The sequence below is a fragment of the Micromonospora sp. NPDC047074 genome, from assembly GCF_040643815.1.
Taxonomy (GTDB): Bacteria; Actinomycetota; Actinomycetes; order Mycobacteriales; family Micromonosporaceae; genus Micromonospora.
Window position 1 is genome coordinate 318,862 of record NZ_JBEYVB010000004.1, and the last position, 8,939, is coordinate 327,800.

The following is an 8,939-nucleotide window of genomic DNA, read 5'->3' on the forward strand; positions in this document are numbered from 1 at the left end:
CCGGCCTGTGGCCGGGGCTCTGCCCGGGTGCGCCGGCCGCCGACTCAGCCCGGGGCCGGCCCCGGATCCCGCCGGACGCCCCCGCCGACGTGCCGTAGCCGGTCGTTGACCTGCCGGATTACGTCCTCGGGCAGCTTGAGCACCCGCCGGTCGTAGCTGAGCAGGCCGTTCAGCTCGTCCTCCACGTCGGACAACTGGGTGTAGACGGTGGCCGCGAGACCGGCCGGGATCGCGGGCACGATCTGCTCGTCGTGCAGCCGGGCGAATGCCTCGGCCAACTCGGCGCCGGTGCGGCAGCGCTTGTACCCGAACTCGGCCGGCCCGAAGCTGTGCCCGTCGACGCGCAGGGTGTAGCCGCCGTACTCGGACAGCACCAGGGCCCGGTCGTGGCCCGAACCGGCGCCGCCGCGGACCGCGCGCCCGCCCGGCGCGGCGTCGCCGCCTGGCCGACGACGCGGCACCCGGAAGCGGCGGAAGTAGACGTGCAGGCTGCGCAGGTCGCCGCCGCCCTGGTCGTGCCAGCCGCTGGCGTGGTCGACGGTACGGGTCGGGTCGAGGGCGGCCACCTCCCGGGCGACCTCGGCGGCGTCGAACTGCCCCCAGCCCTCGTTGAACGGCACCCAGACGGCGATGCTCACCACGTTGCGCAGGTGCTCGACGGTCTCGCGCACCTCGGCGCGGAACTCGTCCCGCCCGGCCGCGTCGGCCCGGCCGAACCAGCGCCGCCACCGGCCCCGGTCGGGCAGCCGCAGCGGCGTCAGCACCGGCGCGGTGATCACCAGCGAGCGGTACGCGTCGCCGCCGTTGACCATGTCCTGCCAGACCAGCACGCCGAGCCGGTCACAGTGGTGGTACCAGCGCAGCGGCTCGATCTTGATGTGTTTGCGCAGCATGGTGAAGTTGAGCCGCTTCATCGCGGCGATGTCGGCGACCATCGCCGCGTCCGACGGCGCGGTGTAGAGGCCGTCCGGCCAGTAGCCCTGGTCGAGCACCCCGGCGTGGAAGTACGGCTGCCCGTTGAGCAGCAGCCGGGGCACCCCGTTCGCGTCCGGCCCGACACCGAACGAACGCATCCCCACGTAGCCGCGTACGCGGTCGTCGCCGTAGTCGACGGTCACGTCGTACAGGAACGGGTCCTCGGGGGTCCAGGGGCGTACCCCGGGCAGCGGCAGGCGCACGGCGGTGCCGGCGGCGGCGCGCGCCTCGGCGACCACGACGTCGCCGGCCAGGATCCGGATCTCCGCGTCGCCCGCGGTCGCGCCGACGTGCACGGTCACCTCGACACAGCCCTGCGCCAGGTGGGGCGTGAGGGTGAGCCGCTCGACGTGGGCCGCGGGAACGGACTCGGCCCAGACGGTCTGCCAGATCCCGGACTGGGCGGTGTACCAGATGCCGCCCCGGCGCAGCTTCTGCTTGCCGCGCGCGTGGTGGCTCGTGTCGCTGTCGTCGCGCACCGCGACGACCAGTACGTTCTCGCCGTCGCGCAGCGCGTCGGTGACGTCGCAGCGCACCGGCAGGTAGCCGCCGGTGCGCCCGCCCACGGGCGTCCCGTTGAGCAGGACGGAGCAGGTCTGATCCACCGCGCCGAAGTGCAGCAGGACCCGGTGACCGGGCCGGTGGAAGCCGTCTGGCAGCCGCACCGTGCGGCGGTACCAGAGGGTCTGGCCGGGCAGCAGCTGCCGACCCACCCCGGACAGCGGCGCCTCCGGCGAGAACGGCACGAGGATCTCGCCGTCGTAGCGCGCCGGCTCCCGGGCGTCGTCGGTGATGGCGTACGCCCACCGGCCGTTGAGGTTCAGGTAGCTGTCGCGGACCAACTGCGGGCGCGGGTACTCCGGCAGCACCCGCTCGGGGTCGATCGTCTCGCCCCACTCGGTCGTCAGCGTCACGCGTCGGCCCGCCTGTCCCGGCGGCGCAGCGCCAGCACCGGCACGACGATGAGCGCCAGCACGGCCAGCGCCATCAGGAAGATGCCCGGCGTCGGCACCTGCCTGGCCACCCCCAGGTCCTGGTACGTCTCGTCGGCGTTGCTGATCACCGCCGCCCCCAGGTACGGGCCGACCAGCATCGGGACCAGGATGGCGAAGACCATCCGGAGCCCCTGCACGTGACCTGCCCGCTCCGGCGGCGAGTAGTCCCGCACCAGCGCGCCCAGCGGTGCCAGCACCAGCATGAAACCGGACATCATCACGATCCCGGCGCCGATCACCGGCAGCGTGCCGCGGGCCAGGAACATCAACAGCAGGCCGGTGCCGTAGACGGCCGCGGCCGGCAGCACGAACCGGACCTTGCCGACCCGGTCGATCACCCGGCCCGCCAGCACGCTGACCACCGACGCGGTCACCAGCACGGCCGCGAGCACCACGGCGTACCCCTCGACCTTCAGGTAACGCTGCAGGTAGATGACCAGGTACGGCAGGAAGACCTGCGTCGAGACGCCCCAGATCGACCAGGCGGTCAGGGCCAGGTAGAGGCCGGGGTTGGCGCGCATCACGGAGGGCCGCAGGCCGTGGACCACCGAGCGCAGGTAGCCCGCGTCGTTGCGTACCAGGGTGGGGCTGTCCTCGACCAGGAACCAGGCGGCGACGCCGGCCCCGGCCATCACCGCCCCGATGATCAGGAAGAAGGCCCGCCAGTCACCGGCGCGGGCCAGCCCGTCGAAGCCGCCGAAGATCACCAGCATGGCGAGCAGCGGCATGATCGCCAGCACCGCCTCGACCCGGCCACGGTTGGCCGGCCGGGTCACGTCGGTCACCCACGCCTGGAACGCCGCGTCGTTGGCGCCCGAGCCGAGAAACGACATCAGGCAGTCCAGCAGGATCACCGCGAGCGCGGTGAGCAGGACGACGTTCGCCACCGCCGCGACGCCGTCCATCGCGTCCACGGTGAGGAAGCCGAACGCGGCGGTGCAGACGCCCCAGAGCAGATAGCCGCCCGCCACGAACACCCGACGCCGCCCGGTGCGGTCGGAGAGCGCGCCGAGCAGCAGGGTGGCGAGCGTCGCGGTGGCGGCGCTGGCGGCGACCATCGTGGCGATCACGGTCGGGTCGTCGGTGACCGTGTCGTAGACGAAGAGGTTCAGGTAGATGTTCTCGACCGTCCAGGCCAGCTGACCTACCAGGCCGAGCAGCACCACCGCGACCCAGACCCGTGGCCGCAGCCGGGCGGGGTCGGCGGCGGGCGGGCCGGTGGTGCCGCGGACGCCGACGCTCGGCGGGGCGGGATGCGGGACGGGCATGGCGACCTCCTCGGCGGCCAGCACATGATGAACCATCCCCACCACCTGCGAAAACGGGGGGCGTCCTGGTCGCCGGGTCCCGACCCCCGGTAAGGAAGGGCCCCCTGCTATACAAAATGCGATAGCAGGGGGCCCTTCCTTACACACGGTGGTGCCGGGGGTGCGGCGCTACACGCGGGTGATGCGGATGGCGTCGGCGATCACGTAGCCGGTGCTGCCGGACCACCGGCTGACGCCCACCTTGTTGGCGTCTCCGGCGGCCAGGGTGAAGGTGCCCAGCGAGCGCCAGCCACCACCGTTGGCCGACTGGTTCACGTTGACCGTCACGTTGCCGCTGCTGGTCACCACGACGTACGGCGTGGTGGTGTTGTAGCCGGCGACCCCCGGGTACCAGACCTCCACCCGGTAGGTGGCGGTGGCCGGGATGTTGACCTTGTACCAGGCGGCGTCGCTGGCCGCGACCGGGTTGGCGTACCGGTAGTCGGCGCCGTAGCGCTGCGACGAGTACGTCGAGGTGCTCCAGTTCGCGCTCGCGGTGAACCGGCCGGCGGTGGTGTTGTCCACGATGGTCGACCAGGAGGTGGGCGGCGGCGTGGTCGTGCCGGTGATGAGCTGCATGTAGTAGGTCCAGTTCCAGTTCGGACCCGGGTCGGTGTGCGTGGCGCCCGGCACCTGGTTGTGCCCGATGATGTTGTTCCGGGTCTTCGGGATGCCGTACTTGTCGCAGAGGAACCGCACCAGCGCGGCCGACGACCGGTACATCGCGTCGGTGTACCACGAGGCGTTGTTGACGTAGCCCTCGTGCTCCAGGCCGATCGACTGGGTGTTGTACGTCCAGTTGCCGGCGTGCCAGGCGATGTCCTTGTCCCGCACCATCTGGGTCACCGCGCCGTCCGAGGAACGGAGCAGGTAGTGGGCGCTGGTGCCGGCGGCGGCGTTCTGGAACCAGCTGATCGAGCCGGCGTAGGTGCCCTGCATGGTGTGGATGACGATGTAGTTGATCGGGTACGCCGACTCGCGGCTGGACACCGTGTAGTTGGACGAGTTCGCCGGCACCCAGGCCGCCGGGCCGTAGTCGGTGCTCTGGATGCCGATGTCGGCGGTGCCGAGCGGGGCCACGTCGGCGAGGTCGCCCCGCTGGGGCGCGACCGAACGGCCGGCCACGGTGACCTGGCCGGTGGCCGTGGTCGCGCTGAAGCCGCTGGCGAGCAGGTCGTACACGGCGTCGGCGTAGAGCCGGGCCGTGGCCTTGTCCGACGAGCCGCCGTAGCGGGCGATCACGCCGTACCACTGGTTGACGTCGTCGCGCTGCGCCGAGGTGAGCCCGGCCTGGTCGGCGTACGTGCGGAGCACCGCCGCCGCGCCGGCGACGTTCGCCGCGTCGCGGCTGCGCAGCTCGGTACGGTCCAGTCGGGTGCGGTGCACGGCCTCGTCGAGGGTGCGCACCTTCGGGTTGCTGGTCAGGTGCATCACGCCGTACCCGCCGGAGGCGCTGGGCTCGCCGTGGTGACCGTCCAGCCTGGTCTCCGCGTAACCGAGCGCGGCGAGCAGGTCGCGGGGCACGTCGGTGCGAGCGGACGCCCGGTCGAAGGCGGCGGCGAGCGTCTCCGCGTCGTGCTGCGGCGCGGCGTGGGCCGGCTGGCCGGTCAGGCCGATCGCCAGGATCATTGCGCCGCTGAGCAGTTGGCCCACCCGACGCGAGGGTTTCCGAACAGTCACCGTCACTCCTCGTCGACTGCGAAGGGCGACTGTGATCATGTCGCCCGGCTCGCCGTACCATATAGCGCGATGTCTGTCTATGTCGAGAGCTTCCATCCTACTTAGGGGTAGCGAAAAATTCCTTCAACCGGCGGCGTCGTGGCGCGGCGCGTGCCGCCCGGGACGCGGTCGTCCGTTCAGGAGCCTGATCGACCTACTGTGGACCGGATGTCGGGCAGTCGGGCCCGAGCAGGGGCTTCATGGTTGTCGCAAGGATCCCGTCGAGCCGGCCGTGGCAGCCTGCCGACTGGACTCGGCGAAGGCTACCCGCGGGCCTGGCCCGGCCACCCGTCGAGCGCCTCCACGCGTCCCGAGGTGCCGGCGGCGTCGATCCGCCAACGCCGGCCGCAGGCGGGGAACCCGTCCATGACGATGCGCCCGATCTCCGGCGGGATGGCGGGGTCGACGACGAGGCCACCGTCGACGACGTCGAGCCCCAGCATGGCGCGGACCAGGCTGACGGGGGCCGCCGCGGCCCAGGCCTGCGGGCTGCACGCGGTGGGATAGGGGACCGCGACGCGGGTGCGGTCGCGGAACAGGCCGCTGAGGGCTTCGGGCAGGCGGTGGTCGAACTGGACGGCGGCATCGAGCATGGCGAGGGCGATCCGGTTGGCCTCGGCGCGGTGACCGTAGCGGGAGAGGCCGAGGACGGCGAGCGCGTTGTCGTGGGGCCACACGGTGCCGAGGTGGTAGCCGAGGGGGTTGTAGGCGGCATCGGCACGGGACAGGGTGCGGACGCCCCAGCCGGTGAACATCTCCGGGGTGAGGAGCTGCCGCGCGAGGTCGACCGCCCGCTGCGGTGGCACGATGCCGCTCCACAGCAGGTGCCCGAGGTTGGAGGTCATCGAGTCGATCCGGTTCTTGTCGCCGTCGAGGCCCACGGCGTAGTAGCCGCCCCGGGCGTCGATCCAGAAGTCGGCGTTGAACCGGTCGAACAGCGCGTGGGCCTGATGGCGGAGTCGGGTGGCCAGCGCGGGGTCGGCGAGCGGCCCGTCGGCGAGTTCGGCGAGGCGGAGCTTGGCGTCGTAGGTGTACCCCTGCAGCTCGCAGGTGGCGATGGGCAGGACCGGGATCCGTCCGTCGGCGAACCGGACGCCGTCGGGGGAGTCACGCCAGCACTGGTTGCCCAGCCCCTGCGGGGACCGGGTGGCGTACTCGACGTAGCCGTCGCCGTCGCGGTCGCCGTGGTGGTCGATCCAGTCCAGCGCGGCCGACACGTGCGGTCGTAACGTTCGCACCAGCTCGTCGTCGCCGGTCCAGCGCCAGTACTCCGACAGCAGGATGAGCCAGAGCTGGGTGGCGTCGGCGGTGCCGTAGTAGGGGCGGTACGGGCGGGCGCCCTGCTGGGTCAGCTCGCCCTTGCGTACCTCGTGCAGGATCTTGCCGGGCTCCTCGTCGCTGAAGTCGTCGTATCGACGCCCCTGGAGCCGGGCCAGGGCGAGCAGGGCGCCCTTGGCCAGCCGGGGAGCGCCCGCGATCGCCTGGTAGGCGGTGATCAGGGTGTCCCGCCCGAACAGGGTGAGGAACCACGGCATGCCGGCGGCCGGGAGGATGACGCGCTCACCGTTGACGTCCAGCTCCAGGCGCAGGGCGGCGAGATCCTCGGCCGTCCGCCTGATGGTGCGGGTCAGCGCCTGGTTGTCGCTGCGCAGCGTGGCGCCGCTGGCGAGCCATTCCCGGGAGGGGTCCGGGGCCCTGCGATGGAAGACCTCACCGATGTCACCGAGGACCGGCTGGCTGATGTCGTCCGGTTCCAGGGCGAGCCGCAGGTCGACCCGCCACTCCTGCAACGGGTCGATGTCGACGTGCCAGACGAGTTCGTCGCCTTCGACCCGGTCTGCGGGCGGATTGGCGATCAACCGGCTTTCTGCCCGGAATTCGTCGTGTTCGTACCGCACAGACCACTGTCGCCCGTCCTGGACGGACTGCCTGGTGATCCATTGCTGCCGGTCGAAGACCTGTGACTTCACCTCGAACAGGTCGGCGAAGTCGGCGCCCACCGCGAGCCGTAGCTCGAATTGGCAGTGGTGCGGGAGGTACGACTGGACCTCGACGCGTTCGTGCAGGGCGTCCCCGATGGCGCGGAGCCGGCGGATTCCCAGTGCGTTTGCCGGCAGGCCGTCCTGCGGGGCGTTCGTGAGCACGAACTGGGCGAGATAGTGCTCCAGCGACGTCGAACGCAGCACCAGCGGGCTGCGGCCGTCGAGCGTCAGCTCCCAGCGGCTGAGCAGCCGGGTGTCCCGGTGCACGAGGCCACCGACCGTGCCGGCGGGCACGTCCCCGGCCGGGTCGGAGTACATGAACGTCGCGCCGCTGACCACGGCGATCGCGTCGGGTCCCAGCTCCGGTGGCAACGCCCGGGCCTCGCCCTGTTGACTGCCGTCGCCACCGGTTTCGGGAAAGGGGCTGACCGGAGTCGGTCGGAACACCGCCATGTCACGGACGGTAGGGCAGGACCGGCCCGATCGACCTCACCCGCTTGGGGTGATTCGGGATCCCTTGCATCGATAGACTTGCATGTATCGCGTCGTTGCCGGTATGAAGGCTGCAGGCACGTCTCGGTGCTGGTTCCTCGGGAGGAGCGACGATGAAACTTGCCCTGCGCCGCCTACGAACGGTGGCGGTCGCGCTCAGCGCCTGCACGCTCGGGCTGAGCCTGCTGCCGACAACCGCCGCCGCCGAGGCGTATTCGGTTCGACCTCTCGCGCCGGTCTCCGAGCGGGCACCCGAATCGGATCAGTTCTCGGCGGAGGGTGTCACCACGGTCGGTGAACTCCGTACCCTCGACGGCGCGCTGTCCCAGGCCGCGGACGCGCGGACGCAGGTCATCCGGCACCCCGGCGCGACGTACGTCAAGGTGCACTTCAGCGCGCTGCGGCTGGCCCACGGCGAATACGTCACCGTGTCCAGCCCCGACGGCCGGGAGAGCTACCGGTACGACCGTAACCTGAACCGGGCGACCGGCTCCGACTACACCACCGACGGGCAGCCGGGCTTCTGGGCCATGTCGGTGGAGGGTGACACCGCGGTGGTGACGCTGCACAGCAACCGCCCCTCCCGCGGCGAGGTCGTGACCATCGACCGGTTCTGGCGGGGCTACGACCGTGACGAGATCGCGCAGCACAACTTCTCCACGCAGTCCGTGTGCAGCACCGACGCCCGCCGCGACGCGGTCTGCTACCAGAGCAGCCACCCGAACGAGTACGCCCGCGGCGGTGCGGTGGCGCGGCTGCTGATCAGCGGCGGCGGCCTGTGCACCACCTGGCGGGTCGGCAGCACCAACCGCATGCTGACGAACAAGCACTGCTTCTCCACGCAGGCCGCCGTCAGCGGCAGCGAGATGCAGTTCAACTACCAGTGCGCCACCTGCGGCGGCGCGAACCCCGGCCCCGGCACCAAGGTGAGCGGCGCCACCCTCTACCGGGTGAGCACCGGCGGCTCCGGCGAGCTGGACTACGCCCTGTACTCGGTGAACAACTTCGCCACCATCCAGGGGTTCGGCACGCTGTTCCTGGCGACGACCGCGACCACCACCGGCACCCGGATCTACATCCCCGGGCACGGCGACGGCAGCCCGAAGCGGCTGTCGATCTACGAGGACACCCAGGGCGGCACGCTGTGCAGCGTGCGGAACGCCAACTACAACACCTGGAACATCAGCTACAGCTGCGACACCTCGGGCGGCAACTCGGGCTCGCCGGTGCTGAACGCCAGCCACCGGGTGGTCGCCCTGCACCACCTCGGCGGTTGCCCGTCGAACCAGGGCGCGAAGGCGCACCTGATCTACAACGAGATCGCCAGCCTGATCGTCAACAGCTGACGACCTCCTGACGACCACGGCCGCGGGGGGGGGGGGCGCGCCCCCCCGCGCGGCCGCGGGGGGGCGCCCCCCCCCCGGATGGTTGTTTGCGGGGCGGGGGGGGGGGCCCGGGGGGGGGGAGCC

The 8,939-nt window shown here is 71.6% G+C and carries 5 protein-coding genes; 1 reads left to right on the forward strand and 4 read right to left on the reverse strand.

Going from position 1 to position 8,939, the window contains the following annotated elements; translation table 11 throughout:
- Positions 1–44: 44 nt before the first annotated feature.
- The 4 genes from ABZ809_RS09910 to ABZ809_RS09925 all read right to left on the reverse strand — a co-directional run bounded on the left by ABZ809_RS09910 (position 45) and on the right by ABZ809_RS09925 (position 7,431).
- Positions 45–1,889: a sugar-binding domain-containing protein gene (locus tag ABZ809_RS09910; RefSeq protein ID WP_357562082.1), complete on the reverse strand. Its 1,845-nt coding sequence runs from the start codon at positions 1,887–1,889 to the stop codon at positions 45–47.
- A complete protein-coding gene (locus ABZ809_RS09915; protein ID WP_357562083.1) occupies positions 1,886–3,274 on the reverse strand; it encodes an MFS transporter in 1,389 nt (462 codons plus the stop codon). The genes ABZ809_RS09910 and ABZ809_RS09915 overlap by 4 nt, the downstream gene beginning before the upstream one ends.
- 132 nt (positions 3,275–3,406) lie before the next feature.
- Positions 3,407–4,357 (reverse strand): N-acetylmuramoyl-L-alanine amidase, encoded by a 951-nt coding sequence (locus tag ABZ809_RS09920; protein WP_357562093.1) that lies wholly within the window; start codon positions 4,355–4,357, stop codon positions 3,407–3,409.
- Between the two features lie 902 nt (positions 4,358–5,259).
- Entirely contained in the window at positions 5,260–7,431 is a 2,172-nt protein-coding gene (locus ABZ809_RS09925) for a glycogen debranching N-terminal domain-containing protein (protein ID WP_357562084.1), read from the reverse strand.
- A gap of 152 nt (positions 7,432–7,583) precedes the next feature.
- On the opposite strand from ABZ809_RS09925, the gene ABZ809_RS09930 reads away from it, so the two are divergent.
- Positions 7,584–8,816, forward strand: coding sequence for a serine protease (locus tag ABZ809_RS09930; RefSeq protein WP_357562085.1), 1,233 nt, complete (start codon positions 7,584–7,586; stop codon positions 8,814–8,816).
- Positions 8,817–8,939 lie beyond the last annotated feature (123 nt).